The organism is Brevibacillus jepli, from assembly GCF_047229145.1.
Classification (GTDB): Bacteria; Bacillota; Bacilli; order Brevibacillales; family Brevibacillaceae; genus Brevibacillus.
Window position 1 is genome coordinate 66,718 of the sequence record NZ_JBFEFW010000026.1, and the last position, 18,387, is coordinate 85,104.

The 18,387-nt window shown below is 50.2% G+C and carries 19 protein-coding genes; 7 read left to right on the plus strand and 12 right to left on the minus strand.

The features are described from left to right. Positions 1 to 168: 168 nt before the first annotated feature. The gene (locus AB1L17_RS23780) at positions 169 to 1,326 is read right to left on the minus strand and encodes a THUMP domain-containing class I SAM-dependent RNA methyltransferase (RefSeq protein WP_412847565.1); all 1,158 of its coding nucleotides are present in this window, start codon (positions 1,324 to 1,326) and stop codon (positions 169 to 171) included. A 205-nt stretch (positions 1,327 to 1,531) separates the two neighbouring features. Between AB1L17_RS23780 and AB1L17_RS23785 the strand changes: the two genes are divergently transcribed. Beyond that, positions 1,532 to 2,338 carry an Fpg/Nei family DNA glycosylase gene (locus AB1L17_RS23785; RefSeq protein WP_412847564.1) on the plus strand — a complete coding sequence of 269 codons (807 nt, stop codon included), beginning with the start codon at positions 1,532 to 1,534 and terminating at the stop codon, positions 2,336 to 2,338. Positions 2,339 to 2,358: 20 nt separating this feature from the next. Here the strand turns inward: AB1L17_RS23785 and AB1L17_RS23790 are convergent, their stop codons facing one another. After that, positions 2,359 to 3,267: a GNAT family N-acetyltransferase gene (locus tag AB1L17_RS23790; RefSeq protein WP_412847563.1), complete on the minus strand. Its 909-nt coding sequence runs from the start codon at positions 3,265 to 3,267 to the stop codon at positions 2,359 to 2,361. Between the two features lie 144 nt (positions 3,268 to 3,411). Between AB1L17_RS23790 and AB1L17_RS23795 the strand changes: the two genes are divergently transcribed. Together AB1L17_RS23795 and AB1L17_RS23800 are read left to right on the plus strand one after the other, a co-directional pair. Beyond that, positions 3,412 to 3,804: a 2Fe-2S iron-sulfur cluster-binding protein gene (locus AB1L17_RS23795; protein ID WP_412847562.1), complete on the plus strand. Its 393-nt coding sequence runs from the start codon at positions 3,412 to 3,414 to the stop codon at positions 3,802 to 3,804. A gap of 47 nt (positions 3,805 to 3,851) precedes the next feature. Beyond that, positions 3,852 to 4,493 (plus strand): thiamine diphosphokinase, encoded by a 642-nt coding sequence (locus AB1L17_RS23800; protein ID WP_412847561.1) that lies wholly within the window; start codon positions 3,852 to 3,854, stop codon positions 4,491 to 4,493. 353 nt (positions 4,494 to 4,846) lie between these two features. Here AB1L17_RS23800 and AB1L17_RS23805 read toward each other — a convergent pair whose 3' ends face one another. Next, positions 4,847 to 5,536 carry a uracil-DNA glycosylase gene (locus AB1L17_RS23805; RefSeq protein ID WP_412847560.1) on the minus strand — a complete coding sequence of 230 codons (690 nt, stop codon included), beginning with the start codon at positions 5,534 to 5,536 and terminating at the stop codon, positions 4,847 to 4,849. Positions 5,537 to 5,759: 223 nt separating this feature from the next. Here AB1L17_RS23805 and AB1L17_RS23810 point away from each other — a divergent pair, with 223 nt between their 5' ends. From AB1L17_RS23810 to AB1L17_RS23820, 3 genes are all read left to right on the plus strand, one after another. Next, entirely contained in the window at positions 5,760 to 6,275 is a 516-nt protein-coding gene (locus AB1L17_RS23810; protein WP_412847559.1) for a stalk domain-containing protein, read from the plus strand. Between the two features lie 202 nt (positions 6,276 to 6,477). Next, positions 6,478 to 7,341, plus strand: coding sequence for an arylamine N-acetyltransferase (locus AB1L17_RS23815; protein ID WP_412847558.1), 864 nt, complete (start codon positions 6,478 to 6,480; stop codon positions 7,339 to 7,341). 103 nt (positions 7,342 to 7,444) lie between these two features. Then, positions 7,445 to 7,768 (plus strand): antibiotic biosynthesis monooxygenase family protein, encoded by a 324-nt coding sequence (locus AB1L17_RS23820; RefSeq protein ID WP_412847557.1) that lies wholly within the window; start codon positions 7,445 to 7,447, stop codon positions 7,766 to 7,768. Between the two features lie 55 nt (positions 7,769 to 7,823). Here the strand turns inward: AB1L17_RS23820 and AB1L17_RS23825 are convergent, their stop codons facing one another. The 4 genes from AB1L17_RS23825 to AB1L17_RS23840 form a co-directional block, all read right to left on the minus strand. Continuing rightward, positions 7,824 to 9,275 (minus strand): sigma-54 interaction domain-containing protein, encoded by a 1,452-nt coding sequence (locus AB1L17_RS23825; RefSeq protein ID WP_412847556.1) that lies wholly within the window; start codon positions 9,273 to 9,275, stop codon positions 7,824 to 7,826. Positions 9,276 to 9,301: 26 nt separating this feature from the next. Then, positions 9,302 to 10,510 carry a trans-sulfuration enzyme family protein gene (locus AB1L17_RS23830; protein ID WP_412847555.1) on the minus strand — a complete coding sequence of 403 codons (1,209 nt, stop codon included), beginning with the start codon at positions 10,508 to 10,510 and terminating at the stop codon, positions 9,302 to 9,304. Between the two features lie 219 nt (positions 10,511 to 10,729). Beyond that, positions 10,730 to 12,451: a GMC family oxidoreductase gene (locus AB1L17_RS23835; RefSeq protein WP_412847554.1), complete on the minus strand. Its 1,722-nt coding sequence runs from the start codon at positions 12,449 to 12,451 to the stop codon at positions 10,730 to 10,732. Positions 12,452 to 12,466: 15 nt separating this feature from the next. Next, a complete protein-coding gene (locus tag AB1L17_RS23840) occupies positions 12,467 to 13,222 on the minus strand; it encodes a gluconate 2-dehydrogenase subunit 3 family protein (RefSeq protein WP_412847553.1) in 756 nt (251 codons plus the stop codon). A gap of 147 nt (positions 13,223 to 13,369) precedes the next feature. On the opposite strand from AB1L17_RS23840, the gene AB1L17_RS23845 reads away from it, so the two are divergent. Further along, on the plus strand, positions 13,370 to 14,065 hold the full coding sequence (locus AB1L17_RS23845; protein ID WP_412847552.1) for a hypothetical protein: 696 nt from the start codon (positions 13,370 to 13,372) through the stop codon (positions 14,063 to 14,065). A 42-nt stretch (positions 14,066 to 14,107) separates the two neighbouring features. Here AB1L17_RS23845 and AB1L17_RS23850 read toward each other — a convergent pair whose 3' ends face one another. From AB1L17_RS23850 to AB1L17_RS23870, 5 genes are read right to left on the minus strand one after another with little or no spacing between them, the layout of a single operon-like run. Further along, entirely contained in the window at positions 14,108 to 14,953 is an 846-nt protein-coding gene (locus AB1L17_RS23850; RefSeq protein ID WP_412847551.1) for an alpha/beta fold hydrolase, read from the minus strand. Between the two features lie 15 nt (positions 14,954 to 14,968). Next, a complete protein-coding gene (locus AB1L17_RS23855; protein WP_412847550.1) occupies positions 14,969 to 15,757 on the minus strand; it encodes an energy-coupling factor transporter transmembrane component T in 789 nt (262 codons plus the stop codon). Position 15,758: 1 nt separating this feature from the next. Further along, the gene (locus AB1L17_RS23860; protein ID WP_412847549.1) at positions 15,759 to 16,574 is read right to left on the minus strand and encodes an energy-coupling factor ABC transporter ATP-binding protein; all 816 of its coding nucleotides are present in this window, start codon (positions 16,572 to 16,574) and stop codon (positions 15,759 to 15,761) included. Then, a complete protein-coding gene (locus tag AB1L17_RS23865; protein ID WP_412847548.1) occupies positions 16,571 to 17,413 on the minus strand; it encodes an energy-coupling factor ABC transporter ATP-binding protein in 843 nt (280 codons plus the stop codon). The genes AB1L17_RS23860 and AB1L17_RS23865 overlap by 4 nt, the downstream gene beginning before the upstream one ends. Continuing rightward, a complete protein-coding gene (locus tag AB1L17_RS23870; protein WP_412847547.1) occupies positions 17,410 to 18,015 on the minus strand; it encodes a QueT transporter family protein in 606 nt (201 codons plus the stop codon). The genes AB1L17_RS23865 and AB1L17_RS23870 overlap by 4 nt, the downstream gene beginning before the upstream one ends. Between the last annotated feature and the right edge of the window lie 372 nt (positions 18,016 to 18,387).

The window sequence follows — 18,387 nt, forward strand, 5'->3', positions numbered from 1 at the left end:
CATCTTTTGATCACGAAGTAGTCCTGATAGCGATTTCAGCATCGAAAGTAACGTTCACCTTCAAAGTCCGGTGCTCATGTAGATTCTCTACACTCCGCTCCTCCTTCTTCAGGTTCTCGCCACTTTCTCGGTGCTGAAAAGACGACTTTTTGAACATCACCTTTATGTCTATTCGGTCGTGGTAACCAGTGGCCCGCGCGGCGGTCTCGGTCCGAAAAACTGATAGTAATCTACCTTGATATTCCCGTTGTAGAGCTTGCGTTTTTTGCTCGCTGTTCGACCAAAATGCTCCTCAAACTGTTCGTCCGACGTAATAACGTAGAAAGACCACGTATCCATGGCAGCAAAGGTTTTCCCCATTTCGCCATACATTTTGGCAACCTGCTTCCATTCTCCCAAGCGCTCCCCGTAAGGTGGGTTGCAAATCAAATAGCCGTACTTGCGCTTGGTGCGAACATCGCGCACATCCATGCGCTGAAAATGAATCAGGTCGTCCACACCGGCCTCTGTCGCATTGCGGCGCGCAATTTTCAGGATCTCATCATCCATATCTGTCCCGATAATCTCCAGCTTTTGATCATAACGTGCCAAATCATGCGTTTCAGCGCGAGCCTCACGCCAAGCTGTCTTCGGAATAATAGGCCACGTCTCGGAAACAAATTCCCGGTTCATTCCCGGAGCGATGTTTTGTCCGATCAGTGCCGCCTCAATCGGAATGGTTCCCGATCCACAGAATGGGTCCATGAATACCCGATCCGGCTTCCAGCGAGACAGCATAATCATCGCCGCAGCCATGGTTTCCTTCAAAGGCGCTTGCCCGATGAGTTCCCGGTAGCCACGCTTGTGCAAGCCCGGTCCTGACGTATCAATCGTCAGCGTCGCCACATCCTTAAGGAGTGCTACCTCGATCTTGTAAAGCGGTCCTTGCTCATCGAACCATTCCTTCTTGTAGGTCTTTTTCAGACTTTCTACCACTGCTTTTTTCACGATGGCCTGGCAATCCGGCACACTGAACAAGGTAGATTTCACTGATTTCCCTTCCACAGGAAACGTCGCGTCTTCTGTGATCCAATCGGCCCAAGGTAGTGCTTTTGTCTTTTCAAACAGCTCGTCAAACGTAGTCGCTTTGAACTCCCCTATCTTAAGACGCACGCGGTCGGCAGTTCGTAACCACAAATTTGTGCGAGGAATGGCAGAAATATCTGCCGTAAACGTTACTTTCCCGTTTTCCACCTGTACAGGCCCATATCCGAGAGCCTTCACTTCTTCTGCTACTACTGATTCCAAACCAAAAGTCGCCGTAGCGATCAATTCTACTTTTTGCATATATAATCTCCTGTCCGTCCAATAATCCTTGGGCAATGCCCTCATCCTACTACCTTACATATTATATTACCCCAATTGGTAATAGCGTTGGTAAACTTGTCTAAATTGAAACGACCCATCACCGAAAAACAGTGACGGGTACGGCATGTGAATCATTCTTATGGGAAATCCTACGAAAAGCCTTGCGTACGGGAGGAGAAGTAGCGTGCCGGAATTGCCTGAGATGGAGACCTATCGCCGATTGCTGCAAGAGAGAATCGGTGGCAAAACGATTACAGCCACCCACGTTCAGCGGGAAAAAACGATCAACTTGCCACCAGCGGAATTTGCTCGTCTTTTACAAGGCAATCGCCTGACTCTTGTGGACCGACGCGCCAAGCATCTCCTTTTCCATCTGGAAAGCGGGCATGTTCTGCTGCTTCACCTGATGCTAGGTGGCTTTCTATACCTGGGCTCCGCAGAAGACAAGCTGAAGAGAACCGCCCAGGTGACTCTTTCCTTTGGAGAACTGATCTTATATTTTCACGGTCTCCGCTTAGGCTACCTGCATTTGCTCACCAATGACCAGATCGACGAAAAACTGGCTCCACTCGGCCCCGAGCCATTAGACCCGACCTTTACCTTCACCCGCTTTACAGAGCTGCTCGCTGACAAGCGGAGCGTCCTCAAAACTGCGCTAGTCAATCAGCATTGGCTGGCGGGTATCGGCAACTGCTATGCGGACGAAATCTGCTTTCATGCAGCCATCCTGCCTACCCGGATGATCCCGACGCTTTCTCTTGAGGAACAAAAACGCTTGTACCATTCCATGCAAACCGTTCTACAAGAAGCCATTCGATTCGGCGGTTACATGCAGCCGCTTTACTCCGGCGATTCCTTGACAGGCGGCTTCGATGAGCGCTGCAAGGTGTACGATCGCGGTGGAGAGCCTTGCCCACGCTGTGGACAGCCGATCGAAAAAAGCGAGCTCTCCTCCCGCAAAGTTTTTGCCTGCACGAACTGCCAACACTGACGGGAACGTTTTCTATTTCCCTACACAACAGGGATTTTTGCCGCTTCCATCTGCTTGACCATATACACCTGCTCCGTCTCGGAAGGAACGAATCCCGCGGCTTCCAATATGTCGACAAGCGAGGTATCTGATGCTCGCAAATTAAAAGTAGACCTGCGGCAATCGTGCTCAAGAGGGCCATACACATGCGCAAGCGCGGTTTTCAAAATGTCTTGTGCATCAGGACGCTCTGGCTGTGCTACACACTGTCGCAGCACAATCCCGCTCACCTTGTCTTCTTCGTTTACCGAACACTTGTACATCGCATAGCCGACCGCCTGACCCTCTCTGTCTTCTACGAGTACGGCCTGTGCATCCCGTAAGTTCAGCCAATAATTTTGCCAAGGGACATCGGTCACGTAAAACGGGAGCATGGCGGCTTCCGGTGCCAAAATGCGCCGAACCTGATAATCAGCCTGTAAATTTGTCTGAAATGCATTCTCTGCCAGCGGCCCATTCTGCTGCAAAAACAACAACCGATCCACGACTTCATAGCCTTTTTGCTCATACAAGGCAATCGCTTTGGTATTTTGGCTCAACGCCTCCAAGGTAGCTACTTCTACACCAGCCTCCCGGTATACATCCAATGTCGCATCCATCAGTTGCTTCCCTACTCCTTGACGGCGGTATTCCGTGGCGACACCCGTTCCACCATTCCACGCGACTTTTCGCCCCGCGATTGTCCTCATTCCGCTAGCCACTACGCCAATCGGCTCTGTGCCGTCAAAAGCAACCACAGACAGGGACAGCACATACCCCTCGCCCCCCAGCCGCTGAACAAGCATTTCTTCTGTCATCGTAAACTCAATAAAATAGCCTTCAAATCCTCTGTTCCACGCTTTGGTTACTTCTGCAAAGGTACAGTCACTCATCCGTTTGATGGTAATCATGGTATCACCTTCCTGATTCTTGATAAAATAATTTTAATTGATAAAATCTAAAAATTCAATCAGTTTTGAATGCTTACTCCCGGCTTTGTCACCCGCATGTCTGACATGATAAGATAAAAAAAATCACTTACTCGGGAGGTTCCTATGCGCAAACAGCTTACAGTCGGCTCGCTCATTTCTGGACGAACTGACGTACAGATGTCGAGTCCAGCTCCCGTTCTCGTGAACACGGCGTTGAAAAAATCAAATGCAAGCTCGGCTCGCCCCAAAACAGAGCAAAAGCTCGTACAGCTGAAACAACGCTCACAAACGATGCAGGTCCAGTACGCTCCCTGTCAAACACTATTACAAGCTGCACTCACACAAGATCAGCCCATCGCTTACAAATGTCAGCAAGGCCACTGCGGCAAGTGCAGTGTACAAATCATAGCGGGTGAATCACTACTCGACACCCCTACCGGACAGGAAAAAGCAAAGCTGGGAGAAAAACTCGCTACAGGCTATCGCCTCGCTTGTCAGAGCACATTTCGCTCATAGATTCCTACATAGAGGTTTTATTCAAATAGAAAAAAGGTGGCCGTAGCATGAAACCTACTCGCATCCTACTATTCGCTGGAGGCAATCTGGGCAACTGGGCGAACCGTGAGATTCACGAGAACGATTGGCTCGTCGGTGTTGACAGAGGTGCCTTGTACCTCGTCCGCAACGGTTTCGTGCCAAAACTGTCTATCGGTGACTTCGATTCTGTCAGCACCCAGGAAATGGATGAAATTGAACGCCACAGTGTGCAAGTCTCCTCCTGCGATCCCGTTATGAAAGATTTAACTGATACAGAGATGGCCCTTTCTTGGGCAATCGAGCAAAAGCCCCAAGAAATTGTGCTGCTCGGTGTGCTAGGCTCTCGCTTTGACCATATGCTGGCGAACGTACACTTGCTGCACAAATGTTTGCAGACTGGAATCGACTGCCGTATCCTCGATGAAACCAACGAAATCCGCCTGATTGACCGCCGCTGTAAGGTAGAACAAGATCATTTTGATCACGTCTCCCTTCTGCCTTTTACACCGGAAGTGACAGGGATTACCTTGGAAGGTTTTCTATATCCGTTGGAAGACGCCACACTACGCGTCGGTGATACACTTGGCATCAGCAATTTACTAACGGAACAGACGGGAACGATCACGATTCGAACTGGTCAGCTGCTCGTTATAAAAAGTAAAGACTGATTAAGAAAGCCCGATGAAGGGCCTTCTGGTTTGAGTCAACATAGTGGAGGAGAAGAAAAAGCACAGTTCTCTTCGACTCTGACACGCCAGCAGGGGTGATTCACTGGCCGTCTCCACTTCCAAAAGGCGACCGTCGAGCCAAAGCCACCCTACGGGCGGAAGTTTCTCAAGGAAGAAGTGTTCGACAACCGTGGTCCCCTTTTGGAAGTTCCGACTGGGTGGGCGCTGTCAAGGTCTACGAGCCCTGTGCTTTTTCTTCTTACCAGCTATGCCTTTTACAACTTGGAATGATCAGCCTTCTCCGTATAAACTGAATGTCCAATCCTATAAAGTCTGCGTTTACATATTCCAGGCTATTCTTCCTCTGCCTGCAGAGGCAATTGCCAATCAATCTCCTGAATCCCGCGGGAGCGCAAAAATTCATTCGTACGCGAAAAAGGACGGCTGCCAAAAAAGCCGCGATTCGCCGAAAATGGACTCGGATGCGGGGAGGCGATGACGAAATGCTTGTTTCGATCAATGAATGACGCTTTCTCCTGCGCATGCTTCCCCCACAGGATGAAAACGAGCGGTGTCTCCCGGTCGTTCAACAGATGAATAATCCGATCCGTAAACGTCTCCCAGCCAATATCCTTATGTGAATTGGGCGTGCCACGACGAACAGTCAGAACGGTGTTCAACAGCATGACACCTTGCTTGGCCCAATGGTTCAGGTAACCGTGTTGGGGAATTTCAAACCCCACATCACTTCGCAGCTCTTTGTAGATGTTGACCAGTGACGGCGGCGGCTTGATTCCCGGCTTGACCGAAAAACTCAATCCATGTGCTTGTCCCGGACCGTGATACGGGTCCTGCCCCAAAATCACAACCTTTGCATTCTGATATTCAGTCAGGTGCAGTGCTGTGAATATATGATACATATCTGGATAGATCGTCTGCGTCTGATACTCTTCCTTCAACGTCTGACGAAGCTGTACATAATACGGCTTGTCGAACTCATCGGCCAATACGGGGGCCCAGTCATTTTGCAATATCGTAGTCATGATCCTCACCTTGTCCGCTGTTTTTTTCTACCTTACCACAAACCTTGCGATCCCTGAACCACGGATTCGAGAACTAGGACTCTTTTCAATTGGTCCTAACTTTCCCATGATTCCTAGTCTTTGTTTCCTAGTACCCTCGTTTGATAGCTTTTCTCCTATGATCTTTGACATAATGATTGCTGGGAAGATTTAGAGAAAAGAGAAAGGGAGAGGGTTTCACATCATGAAATGGGACATCAAGTCATTTTTGGGGGGCATTGTTGTAGGTTCGGTTCTCTTTTCCGGAATTGCAATTGCAGCACCCGCTTTTCCAGACGCGGAAGAAGGAATGAAAACACCGTTCACCTACTACTTTGACGGGTTGCCGAAATCACCAAACAGTGACGTACAAGGCATCATGTACAAAAACTCCGTCTATGTGCCCATCCGCTTCGTAGCAGAGAACCTGAACAAACCGGTCATTTACGATGCGAGAACCAAATCGATTTTCATCGGTAAAATTCCAACAGCAAAAATGTACTCCAAAATGGAAGCGATCGAGCTGGTGAAAAAGAAATTCGCTGGCAAGCTCACACCGACACATGTAGTCGAGTACGCTCATGACGACGAAAAAGGGCACTATGTCATCCAAGTGTACCAAACGGTCGTGAATAACTTCCAATCTGGCGACAGCTACACCAGTACGTATGGCTGGTTCGTAGTGAACCCGAATACCGGGGAAATTAAGTCGTTGTTATAATTCTTTTGCACTTATCTATTCGTACGAAAAAGACAGCGGACTAGGGACCCGCTAGCACCGGAGGATATCCTTCCGGTGCCTTTTTTGTTTCTTGGGAAAATTTAGATTGATTACCACTTGTCCCTTGTGATACGATCTCTCTACCGACACTTAATATACATTTTAATTTACTATTTATTTTATATAAGGAGTGAACTTGTTTATGTCTACCTTACCGAACTGGGCGAGTTTATACCTTCAACGTCTACAGCTAGACCGCAAGTCCCCTAGTCTCTCTTATCTCAGTGAGCTCTGTCGCGCGCATTTGCAGACCTTCCCTTATGAAAATGTAAGCAAGCTGCTCTTCTTCCGTGACGGAAAACATGTGGTACCGACCCCTGAGGAATATGTGCACAATGCGATTCACCGTCATTTCGGTGGCACATGCTACGCCAACAATCACAGCTTTCTCTCTCTGCTTCGAGCTCTCGGATTCTACGGTCAGCTGATCTTGCCAGGCGGTGGGCATGCAGCCATCCTGATCGATGGTCCGAACACAGGAGAAACACCTGTCTATGTAGATACGGGTGCTACCGCTCCGATCTTTGAACCGATTCATTTTCTGGAAGACGGGAATCATACCAGAAGTTTTGGCACTGTTTCCATGAGTTTGACCAAAAGTCCCGATCACCCTGATCACTATCGCTTCACTCGATATGAGAACGGAAAAGTCGCACTTCCTCCTTGGGATTTTGATCCGAATGAGCGAAAAGAGCTATCTGACTTGTCCGAAGTCATCCGCTCCTCTTTTTTACCAGACGCCTTCTTCTTAAATCGACTTCATATTCATCGTTTTCAGCTGGACCAAGATCGCTTCGTGGTCCTCAAAAACAACACGCTCCACATCGGCTATTCAGATAGAACCGATCAAATAATGCCCCTCCACACACTCTCTGATTTAGAAGCGGCCGTAGCCGATGAAATGCAACTACCTCTTCTGCCTGTTCGCGAAGCGGTGGAAACCCTACTGGAACGTGGAATTGATATTTTTGCTACCCCTAAAAAAGAGGTCACCGTTGAAAGCTAAGCACTCTTCGCACCCTACCATTTTCTAATATTTGGTTGACAATGATAATTCCTCTCAATAATATGAAAAGGTAGGGAAACGTGAGATAAGGAGTGTTGCACTCATGATGATGGAGATAAAAACATACGTCGTCCAGGAAGGTCATTCTGACAAAATCGTACAAGGCTTTACCGAGCCTGGCGCTGTTGAGAAGGCTCCTGGTTTTGTAGACTTGAGCGTGCTGGTACAGAAGCCACGCAAAGGTGAAGAAGAAGTGGTCGTCATGATCCGCTGGGAATCAAAAGAAGCGTGGAAACAGTGGGAGCTGAGTGATGTTCATCTGGAAGGTCACCGCCAAGCACGTGAAGAAACAACCCCTGAGTGGTACATTAGCGGCAAAACCGGCCATTACGAGCTGAAAGCGAAAAAAGAACCGCAGCCTTCGTAAATACAAACAAAACAGCCCGGACCTCGGAAAACTCCGATCCATCCAGGCTGTTTTTTTATTTTACCAAACCGTACTTCTCCATCTTCCGGTACAAGGTCGACAAGCTGATTTGCAGCTCATTGGCAATCGCGGCCTTGTCCTGTCCATACTTGCCTGCGTTCAAATAGCGCTGGAGAATGGAGCGTTCATAATCTGCCACCAGCTTTTCCAATCCCCAATCGTTGCCTACTGTCGTCGCTTCATCCTCGGACAGCAAATACTCCGGGAGCTCTTCACTGCCGATGACTTGCCCCTCCGCCATGTTGACCATATACTCGACGGCATTTTCCAGCTGACGAATATTCCCCGGCCATTCGTATGCTTGCAGTCGTTGGACGAGCTGGGCTTCAAGCTCCAGCCTGCCTTTTTGCAGCAGCGTCCCGTATCGATACAAGAAGTGCTGGAGGTAAAGTGCAATATCCTCCGGGCGTTCGCGCAACGGCTTCAACCGCAGCGGTATGACATTTAGTCGGTAATACAGATCCTCGCGAAACGTCCCTTCCCTCACCATGCTCTCCAAATCTCGATGTGTAGCAGCAATGACACGTATATCCACGCCCAGCGTCTTCACGCCGCCTACCCGATCGACTGTTTTTTCCTGAAGAACGCGCAACAGCTTGGGCTGGAGAGACAACGGAATATCGCCTACTTCATCCAGAAAAATCGTTCCTTTATGAGCAAGCTCAAATTTTCCCGGCTTCCCTTCGCGTCTGGAGCCTGTGAATGCACCGCCCTCGTACCCGAACAATTCGCTTTCTAACAAGGTCTCGGGTATCGCCGCACAGTTGACGGCGACAAACGGCTGTCTGCTCCGCCCACTCTCGCAGTGAATGGCTTTTGCCAACAGCTCCTTGCCCGTCCCGCTCTCTCCACGGATCAAAACGGTGGAAATGCTGTTCGACACTTTTTTTGCCTTGGCAATCACATCGCGCAAGCCTGTCTCTGCACCAATGAGCTGGGCGAAATACACCGGATGGAGCGAAGCCTGCGGCATTTCCTCCTGGATGTTACAGCTCTTCTCCCGTTCCGCATCCAGCTCCAGCAGCTTGTGCGCAATCAGGGAGCTCGTATGCTGCAAAAACGGCATCCATTTTTCCGAATGGTGCAGCATCTTTTCTTTTTGCTCAGGAGAAAAGCCGATAATGCCGATGACCCCTACCGTCTTCTCCCGTTTGTGCACGGGAAATCCAATCGTCGCTAGCTCCCGGCATTGCTGCAAAAACTTGCAATTTCCACACTCCGACTCGTTCTTCTTCATGTCAAAAATCATTCCCGGCTGTCCGGTCTGCAGGATCATTCGAAAAAACGATCCCTCCGGCGCAGGCAATCCAATCAGCTCCTGATAGTAGCCGGTCCCGCTCACACGTATCCCTTGTTCATCCAGGATGGTGACATCGAGTCCCAGAACCTTGGAAATATTGTCGGCGTACGATTGAATGAATTCCTCAATCCGGGAAAATTCTGTCATGCCAAATCCTCCTGTTTCACGTGCCTTTATCCCATAGCAGCTGCTGCCATTGGCAGGCTAGCTAGCGCCTGCTCCAAATCGGCGATGATATCCTCCACATCCTCCAAACCAGTTGATAAGCGAATCAGGCCGTCCGTGATGTTGAACTTGACCCGCTCGCAGGCAGGGATCGAGGAATGCGTCATCGAGGCAGGATGCTGTACCAGCGTCTCGGGATCTCCTAAACTAAACGATATCATAGCCAAGCGTAGTGCGTTAATGAAAGATTTGGCTGCCTCGTAGCCACCCTTTACTTCAAAGGAAACGATCCCGCCCATTCCAGCCATTTGGCGTTTGGCCAGCTCATGCTGAGGATGCGATGGAAGACCTGGATAGTAGACATGCGAGATCGCCGGATGCTGGGCCAAAAACTCCGCCACAGCCTGAGCGTTTTGCCCATGCTGTTTGACGCGCAAGCCAAGTGTCTTCAACCCGCGCAGGATCAAGAAAGCATCCCATGCGTTCAAATTTTGCCCCAAGTCTCCCATGACGTTTTTGCGCATGAACTGGATGTGCTCCTGCTTCCCAATGATGAAGCCCGCGATGACATCGCCATGTCCGTTCAAATATTTGGTGGCGCTATGCACAACGATATCCGCACCTAGTTCAAGCGGTCGTTGCAAATATGGTGTGAGGAAGGTGTTGTCGACGATTACCACCACGCCGTGTGCGTGCGCCAAACGAGACAACGCTTCAATATCCAACACGGTCAGGCACGGGTTCGATGGTGTCTCGATGTACAGCACCTTTGTGTTCGGCAAAAAAGCTCGCTCGACTGCCTGCAAATCCGTACAATCGACGAAGTCCGTCGCAATGCCATAGCGCGGGGCCATTGTGGTCAGAAACTTGTAGCTGCCTCCGTACACATCTCGCGTACACACGACATGATCGCCCTGCTTCAAAAAGGCGAGCAACGAGCCCGAGATGGCTGCCATCCCGCTGCTTACTCCAAGCGCAGCTTCACCATTTTCCAGCACGGCGATTTTTTGCTCCAAGGTTGTAATTGTAGGATTGCCGTATCTTCCGTAGTACGTTCCTTCCCGCTCGCCAGCCACACACGCCGCAGCGGAGTCTGCATCAGGAAATGCGTAGGCCACGGCAGGTACGACCGCGGACACGACGGCTCCCGTCTTTTGGCAAGGCTCTTGTGCTGTATGAATAATGGTGGTGTCCATCTTCCATTTGTTTGTCGTCATTCTCGTCTCTCCCTTTTGCTTTAAGCTGTTACCAAAGGATATAGCAAGGAGCATGCCAACACGAGAAACCGCATGATTTCAGCACTTTCCCTTTTCATTGCCCCCAGCCATTCGCAAGCATGCAAATGAACTTTTTCAAATCCACGAAAAAAAGCCGTTAGTTGCCCCAACGACTTTTCGCATAGTTGCAATGAAGTTTTGCATAACTAGAAAAACTGCTTATACGAGCATGCCACCCGCGCTTTTTCTGTATTTCAAAATGCCTTCTGCCGCTCGATAGGAGAGCGCACCCATCGTCCCAGTCGGATTGTAGCCGCTATTGTGCGCAAAGGCAGAAGCTCCAACGACAAATACGTTTTCCGCATCCCACATCTGCAAGTAGTTGTTGACTGCCGAGGTTTCTGGAGAGGCGCCCATGATGACGCCACCGGTATTATGAGTCGATTGATATGGAGTGATATCGTACGGTCCGAGCTTGCGGTTGATTTCGAGTTTCTCGTTCGCCCCCATCTCTTTGACAATTTCCGCGCACTTATCGGCGCAGAAAGCAGCCAACTCCCTGTCCTGATCGACGAAATCATACGTAATGCGCATCAACGGATCGCCAAATGCATCCTTATACGTCGGGTCCAGATCAAGGAAGTGCTGTCGAAATGGCATGGAAGCTCCTTGTGCACCTACGGATATGAACCGATTCGTGTATTTGATCGATGCAGCCTTGTATTCTTTTCCCCAGCTGGGCGTTCCCGGTGGTACCTTATTCGTGCCGATTGGTCGGAATCCGGTTTGTGTGACCGCGATATTCGCGCCATGGATAAACTTCAAATCAGAGTGGTCAAAGTTATCACCGTTGTAGTCATCCAGACACATTCCCAACGATCCTGCTCCCGCGAAATTGTTAAATTCCTTGTCGTCGAAGAAGCCGACTGCTCCTCCTCTCATGACCTGGTAGGCGTAGTTTTTACCGATTACGCCTTTTCCCGTTGCAGGATCATACGGCTTCCCCAGCTTGGACATGAGCAGGATTCGCGTATTGTTGAATACATAGCTGGTCATCACCACGATATCGGCGGGCTGTTCGAATTCCTCTCCAGTCGTGACATCCGTATACAAGACACCTGTCGCCTTTTTACCCGTATGTAAAATTCTGCGGACATGGGAATGCGTACGAATTTCAAACTTTCCTGTCTTCTTGGCTACAGGAATGACGGTCACCACCGGGTCAGCTTTTGCTCCGTACTCACAGCCAAACCGTTCACAGAAGCCGCAGTACTGACAAGCTGCTCGTGCCACTCCGTCCGGGTTCGTATACGCTTGCGAGAGGTTTGCCGATGGCACGACGAATGGATGCAGGTTTTTCTTCTTCGCCGCTTCCGCAAACAATTTCATGCTCGGTGTGCTAATCATCGGAGGTACCGGATAAGGACTGGAGCGTTTTCCACCCAAAGGATTCTCCTCACCTGCGATACCTGCCATCTTTTCGAATTTATCAAAGTACGGCTCCAGTTGATCGTAGGTAATCCCCCAATCCTGGATGGTCATTCCCTCCGGTATTTTCTGTGCGCCATAACGTTCAATCGTCTTGCTGCGGATTTCGAAATCATACGGCAAGAAGCGAAAGGTTTGTCCGTTCCAGTGGACGCCAGCTCCCCCGAGTCCTGTCCCGAGCAGAAAAGAACCGTATGACCGCATGGGAAGCGCGCGAACGTTCATTTTACCGCGAAACGTGATCGTTTCCTTGGACAAATCTTGCATCATTTCATAACGGAGGGCGTAGCGCAATTCATCGTGTACCATGAAGTAGTCTTCGGTTTTGCGTTCCTTCCCACGCTCTAATCCTACGACGCTCAGGCCTTGCTTGGTAAGCTCGGAAGCGATAATGCCTCCTCCCCAGCCCACCCCCACAATGACGACGTCAACCTTGGGCAACTTTTTGGCCATAGCTATCATCCTCCCTTAATGTTGTTGATGATCCCGCAGACTTAAGGGAGCCATCTTTACGAACTCCGGCTTATCGATCACCTGCGTATAGGTCATCTGATTGCCTGGGAAATTCTTCATTTTCCAGCCACCCATATTTTTATTGCCGCCGTACAACGGGTCTGCATAGACGCCTTCAATCGTGCTGGCACGAAGCATAGTGAAAAAAGTGCTGGCGGAAATGGTCGTCAATTTTACTTCATCGGTTTCAAAAGCCTTTAAAACGGCATCCTGCTGTTCCGCCGGGAGCTCGTAAAACCGTTTTCCGTGGGTACTGTTACTGTAGTTGTTCATCTCTTGAATACCGATATCGAATATTTCCCTTCGTTTTAACCGTCCTTGGTAGCCCTGCGTGATCTCCCCCGGATAAAAGGGGGCTTGCATGTATTCACGGGCATTGAAGCCCCAATCACCCGCTAGCTGGTGGTCGATGAAATAAGCTGCACCAAGTGCCTTAGCTCCTGGGCCTAGCTCATCCTCAGGAAAAATCCGCTCACAGGCGGCATCCACCACCTTAAATTGTTCGGGAGTAAAAAACATAAGCGCCTGATTGTAATCGGCAGCAGGAGCTGGTGTTGCTTCTGGCTGCGGTGGAGGCTCTGGTCTGCGGAGCAAGCTCCCTGCTACTCCCCCCACGACCAAACTACCGAGCACGAGACCGGAGTTTTTCAAAAAGTTTCTTCGGGATACGGGCTGCTCATTCATGTTGTTTGATTCTGCCAAATCTACCACCTCCAGTGATTTCTTTCCATTGGTTTGCGCATTTTTTCCATAAGATAATCACCGTTATCAGAAATTTTTCCAACATGCTCCACTCATAACTTCATGCGGCGAACAAAGGATATGTTTATCTAGGTAGGAAGACTTGGAGGGATCGTGATGAAGCACTTCAACACATGGGTGGGAACCGCAGGATTAGGTGCTGTACTTCTTTTGACAGCCTGTATGAATCAAGCGGCTCCGGCTCCAACGCCAAATCCGCCAGCACGTACTCAGTCATTGGCGCAATCCCCAAATGACGCAACGGTTATCCCAAGCGTGGATCGCGATAAGAAATTCACGACAAATTCGCAGGGCCAGACGTATAGCGGAATGGGCAATGCTCTCTACAGCTCCATGGGCAGCTCACACCTGCACACTGGCGGTCCTTCTACGAAGCTCGAAGCCCAATTAAAGGCATCAGGCGTTCACGGCGTGCAAGCACTGATCGTAAACGATGCGATCTACTTGGCCCCTTCTACCGCCAATACACAGTCGATCAATCAAATGGACCCAATGCAATCCCATCTCATCAGCAGCTACTCGGGAAGCTCCAGTCGAGGACATGATGCTGCCCATACAAAAACAGGAGGCCAAACCGCAGGTACATTAGGGACGAGCGATCGTCAAAGCACATTCGCACAAGCACGCGCTCAAGTCGAACGCATCTACGGAACCGATACACCCGTAAGGATCGTGTCCTCGCAAAAAGGCATCAAGGCGCTAGAACATGTGAAAAAGCAGATGAAGGATCAAAAGCAGGGTAAAGCAATGGCAGACCAACTGAACGTGCTTATGCGGGAAGCAAAGCGGTAAACATAGAAAAAGGGACAAGCATCTGGCTTGTCCCTTTCTTCCTTACGATAAAAAATCATGGATTTCGTTCACTGTCTCATCCGGATGCGTCACCATCAGCAAATGCTGGGCTTCCGGTATCATTTTCACCTTTGCTTGCTGCACAATCTCCTGATACTTGGTAACTGCCTCTCGATGAAACTGCTGCTCCTCTTTTGACATTGACCTGTCATCAGCCAGCAGTAAAAGCACGGGGCATGCCAGCTGTTGGAACAATCCGGGTTGGCTATGGATGCTGTACTCTTGAAAATAAGCCGAGAACGCCTCCTTCGGCAATCGGTATCCGTAGCTGCCGTCAGCCATTTTCAAAAGCTCCTCGCGCATCCAGCCTTCTGGCATTACTCTCGTACCATATCGCTCTGCGAACTGCCGCTCCGCTTCCTCCACGGAAGAAAACCTCGTGGTAGCCAACCTCATGACGACCTTTTCTCGATTGAATCCAGGCATTTCTCCCAAGGAATAATAGCCACCATCCAGCAGGATAAGCGAGGTAACACGCTCGGGCTCGCGAATCGCAAGCATCTGGGCAGGCACGGCAGAGAAGGAAGCAGCGAGAATCGTCACGCGTTCGAGCTGTTCTGCATCCAGGAGTTGAATCAAGTCCTTTACGATCTGCTCAAACGAATAGGACCCCTCGCTCACAGAATTCCCATGACCGCGGACATCCACAGCAATTACCCGAAAGCGCTCTGCCAACGCTGGCAGGATGGGCGCAAACAACAGCTTGGTGTTCCGAATGCCGTGCAGGAGTAGCAGTACAAATGCAGTAGGCCTTCCTGTTACGCCGTACTCCAGCACGCCCCCTTCTACCTGTAAACGATTGACATGTGAAAACAGCGCTTTGTCCATTTTGTTGTCTCCTTACTAAATACGCCCCGGAATCAGCACGCCAATATGATCTGGATGTAGTCTCGCAATGTAAAACAGGACCGCGACGATACAAACCCCTGCCACCAGCGTAATGACTTCTGTCATTTTCCAGCGTTTGCTGCGATAAAACCGGTGCTGACTATTACGCATGCGAAAGCCTTTGGCATCCAATGCATTCGCTATCAATTGCACACGCTTGAGTGAGCTGAAAATGAGCGGTGCGAGCAAGTAGCTGTACTTCCTGATGCGCTCTGGCACATTCCCTTCACTCGTGGACATCCCCCGTACCATCTGTGCTTCCCGAATAACAGCCAAATCATTTTTGACGAGTGGGATAAAGCGAAAAATGAGGGAAAGCAAATAGCTAATCGAAAACGGAACACCAATCCCGCGAAGTCCCATTGCCATTTCTCTGGGCGTTGTCGTAAACATATAATACATCGATAATAACGCTACATTTGCCAGGCGAAGTCCCATGCCCAAGGCCCATAACACACCCACATCAGTAATTTGGACGGGATAGTGAATCAGGGGGATCGTGCTGCTCCAGTATGGATTGCCCACGCTGGTAAACGGCAGCCACGTAATCACTGCAAAGCAAGAACCGATTCCACCAACCAATACATACGCTTTTATCATAGAACGCTCCCAGCCCAGCTTGGCAATCAGCACGATGTTTATCACCAACAGGATGATAAGCGCGCGCGGGTCCTGGAATAAAAAAGGAAGCAAGCCCAGCAACAAAAATACAAGCAGAGCATAGCTCGGATGGGCATTCTTCATCTTAGTTCCCCTCTCCCAGCAGCTGTTTTTTCATCCCTGTCAACGTGAGTGGAACTGGCTCATGAATCCCCACAGCTTTTCCGAAACGATAAATGGCGGGTGCTTCTACTTGGGCTGCCACTAATACTTGCGGCATCGAAAATACGTGCTGTGGATCACCTTCACATAACAGACTCCCTTTATGCATGACAATCACTCGCTGGGCGTACTCCGCTACCAGGCGCATATCATGTGTAATGACGATGATGGTATGGCCTTCTGCGTGCAACCGCCGCACCAGCTCCATCATTTCTTGCATGCCTCGGTAATCGAGACCCGTCGTAGGCTCATCTAGCACGATCACTTGCGGCTTCATCGCCAAGATCGACGCCACCGCAATCTTTTGACGTGTGCCTTTACTCGAAAAATGAGTCTCCTCGTCGCCCTTGTCGGATAACCCTACTGCTGCCAATGCCTCCGAGACTGCTTGCTCGATTTTCTCAGGCGGCCAGCCCATGTTTTTGGGGCCGAATGCTACTTCTGCTTTTATGGTCGAATGAAAGATTTGATGATCGGGATTTTGATAGCAATACGCAACCGTTCTCGATAGCTGCGCGACGTTCATTGCTTTGGTATCGTGACCATTCACTTTAACTGCGCCCTGTGTCGGCTTGTACAAACCGTTGCAGTGCTTGGCCAACGTCGTTTTGCCAGAGCCGTTTCCTCCGATGATGGCGACGAACTCTCCCTGTCGGATTTGGAGAGAAACGCCCTTCAGCACCGGTTTTTCCTTTTCATAGCCATACCAGACTTCATCGAACGCAATGACACTACTCACTGGCTCCCCTCCCGAACGAGCTGTGCCCTCTTGTAGTGAAGGGCCAGCTCCTCAACAGTCAGAGGCACACCAGCAAAAGACTCCGACATAACTCCCTCCTGACACAGCGTATGATAGAGTCGGATGACATCGGGAACCAAAATGCCATGCTCGTCCAGCACGTCCACTTGGGCAAAAAATGGGCGAGTCGGCTGGTCCAAAACGATTTTCCCACCTGCAATCAGGATCATCCGATCACAAAAAGCTGCGAGTTCTTCTGTCGCATGGGACGATACCACAATTGTCATTTCCTTTTCCTGCTTGAGCCGTGAAAGAAGCGAGAAGACCTCCCGCGCCCCCACCGGGTCCAGCTCAGAAGTAGGCTCATCCAAAATGAGAACCTGCGGACTATGGGAGAGAGCGGATGCAATCGCTACCCGCTGCTTTTCTCCCCCTGACAGCTCAAGAGGCGAACGATCAGCAAAGCCGTTCAATCCGATGAGGTCCAGTACCTCTGCCATTCGTTTTTCAATTCGCTCGTCCGACCACCCAGCATTCTCAAGCGAGAAGGCAAGCTCCTCTTCAACGGTCAGGCCGATGAACTGGGTTTCCGGGTCCTGAAAAACGATTCCTTGCTCGCTCTTGGACTCGACACTCCCCACGAAATGTCCGCCGTAGTTAGACGGAATCAGACCAGACAGCGTCAGTAGCAGCGTCGTTTTCCCTGCAGCAGCAGGTCCGACAACTCCCACCACTTCCCCTGGATAGAGCGACAGCTGAATGTCCGTCAACGCGGGAGCTGCCCCCTCTTCATAGTGCCAATTGACTCCGTTTACTTGCAGCAATGGTTCTGTATTCACCTTGCCATCCTGCTTTCATTCCCGAGGTAGTTGAAATCCTGCAAGGAACGGCCTCGATAGAGTCCAGAGCGCTTCACAAATGGATATAGCAGCTTCAAGAGGATCGGCCCCAGAATTGCCGTCGAAATCGCTTGGTTCAAGAATACGGTCGGGATGTACCAGACCGCCACTTCTTTTGGTGTCAGGCCCAGCGCCACGTTAATCAAAATCGCGCATGCTACTACTGCAGAGCTGATAATGACGACAAACACGATGTATTGAAGCACGCTCCGCTTTGTTTTCAGTGCAGGGTGACTCACAGCAAGCAACCCGATAAAGCCCCCCATAAAATTGGAAAAGAAACCGACCGCGATCGCGTGAGGCGGTGCGCTTCCGGTTAACAAATCGCTGACCATATTTCCAAAGGCAAGACCAATGCATCCGGGCAAGCCGAATAACATGCCAAAAACAGGCTGAAGGGCATTGGCAGGACGGATCGGTACGGAAGGTATGAGCTTGATATTGGCAAGCATAATAATGGCAACAGCGTAGAGCGCGGCGGTGACAACGATCAGGACGTAATCGACTGTCGTCCACTTCCGCCGAAACAGAGTCGAAAGCATCAGAATAACCCTCCTTGTGTCAAGCGTTAATGTTTGGAATAATTCCTGTAGCCAGTTTACTCTCTCTTTTCTGGATCGTCAAAACACTTTGTACTCGCTGTAGTGGTGGGGAGGAAACAGGAGAAAACGCTCAGCTTCTAGGGCCACCCCCTGGGGGACCCTCTGCACGACTCCATGCAAAAAGCGAAACCGCGTCCAAAGTGGTTCGTTCAGGATGTGTTTCAGAGGTGGACGCTTAAAGGCGTGTTTCGCTTTTTGCATTCCGTCTCGGTCGGTGTCCCTAAGATCTTCGCTGTTTCGTATTATGAGGTCAGCCAGAATAAAACTGGCTGGCCATTTTTCATGGAAATGGCTTTACTCTATTAGTAGCCG